The following is a 1,341-nucleotide window of genomic DNA, read 5'->3' as shown; positions in this document are numbered from 1 at the left end:
GTGACGACGGCCGGCGCCGCCGTCCTGTTCGCCGGGCTCACCACCGCCATCGCGCTGGCGGGTCTCGTCGTCGTCGGCATCCCGATCCTCACGCAGGTCGGCCTCGCCGCCGCGTTCGCCGTCCTCGTCTCCACCGCGGTCGGCCTGACCCTCGTACCCGCGCTCCTCGGCTTCATCGGCCGCCGGATCCACGGCCGGCGCGCCGCCCACGTGCGGGACAAGGCGGAGCTCGCCCAGGTCCACGCGGAGGCACAGCACCGCGCGGAGGGCTACCGGGCCGACGGAAAGCCCACGTTCGGCATGCGCTGGGTGCGCCTCGTCGTCCGCAGGCCCCTCACGTTCTGCCTCGCCTCCGTGGTCCTGCTGGGCGTCCTGGCCGTGCCCGCGCTCGATCTGCGACTCGGACTGCCCGACGACAGCGCCGAGCCGGAGAGCTCCACCTCGCACCAGGCCTACGACCTGCTGACGGAGGGCTTCGGGCCCGGGTTCAACGGGCCGCTGACCGTGGTCGTGGACACCGCGAAGAGCGGCAAGGACGCGGCGGCCACGGCGGAGGGCATCGGACGGGAACTGGCCGGGATCCGGGGCGTGGAGGACGTCAGCCCGCCGGTGCCCAACAAGTCCGGTGACGCCGCGGTGATGTCCGTGGTGCCCGGCAGCGGCCCCACCGCGGCCGCGACGGAGCAGGTCGTGGACGACATCCGGGCGGCGGTGAAGGACACCCGGGACTCGGGCGAGGCGGCCGTCGCCGTCACCGGCCAGACCGCGATCAACATCGACATGTCGAAGCGGATCGGCGACACACTGCTGCCCTACCTGCTGATCGTCGTCGGGTGCGCCTTCCTGCTGATGATCATCATCTTCCGGTCGATCCTGGTGCCCGTGAAGGCGACGCTCGGCTTCCTGCTCAGCCTCGCCGCCACCTTCGGAGCCCTGGTCGCCGTGTTCCAGTGGGGCTGGCTGAACGACCTGCTCGGCATCCACTCCACCGGCATCATCGTCAACCTGCTGCCCGTCATCGTCATCGGCCTGTCGTTCGGGCTGGCCGTGGACTACGAGATGTTCCTCGTGACCCGGATGCGCGAGGAGTACGCCCGTGGGAACACGCCGGCCGAGGCCATCGTCAAGGGCTTCATGCAGAGCGCCCGGGTCGTCACGGCGCTGGCCCTCATCATGATCAGCGTGTTCGCGGGCTTCATCCTGGCCGACGCCGACCTGACGAAGTCCTTCGGATTCGCCCTCGCCGTGGCGGTGTTCCTGGACGCCTTCGTCCTGCGGGTGACCATCGTGCCCGCCGTGATGGCGCTCTTCGACCGCGCCGCCTGGTGGCTGCCCCAGTGG

Annotated in this window: 1 protein-coding gene; it reads left to right on the top strand. The window is 71.1% G+C overall.

Features of this window, described 5'->3' with window-relative positions:
* Window positions 1-1,341 (top strand): MMPL family transporter (locus SSQG_RS04640; RefSeq protein ID WP_039931944.1); only part of this gene is annotated, 1,341 nt, incomplete at both ends.

The organism is Streptomyces viridochromogenes DSM 40736, assembly GCF_000158955.1.
In the GTDB taxonomy this organism is placed as follows: Bacteria; Actinomycetota; Actinomycetes; order Streptomycetales; family Streptomycetaceae; genus Streptomyces; species Streptomyces venetus.
Note: the sequence above shows the minus strand (reverse complement) of the source record. Positions and strands in the feature narration are given on the sequence as shown.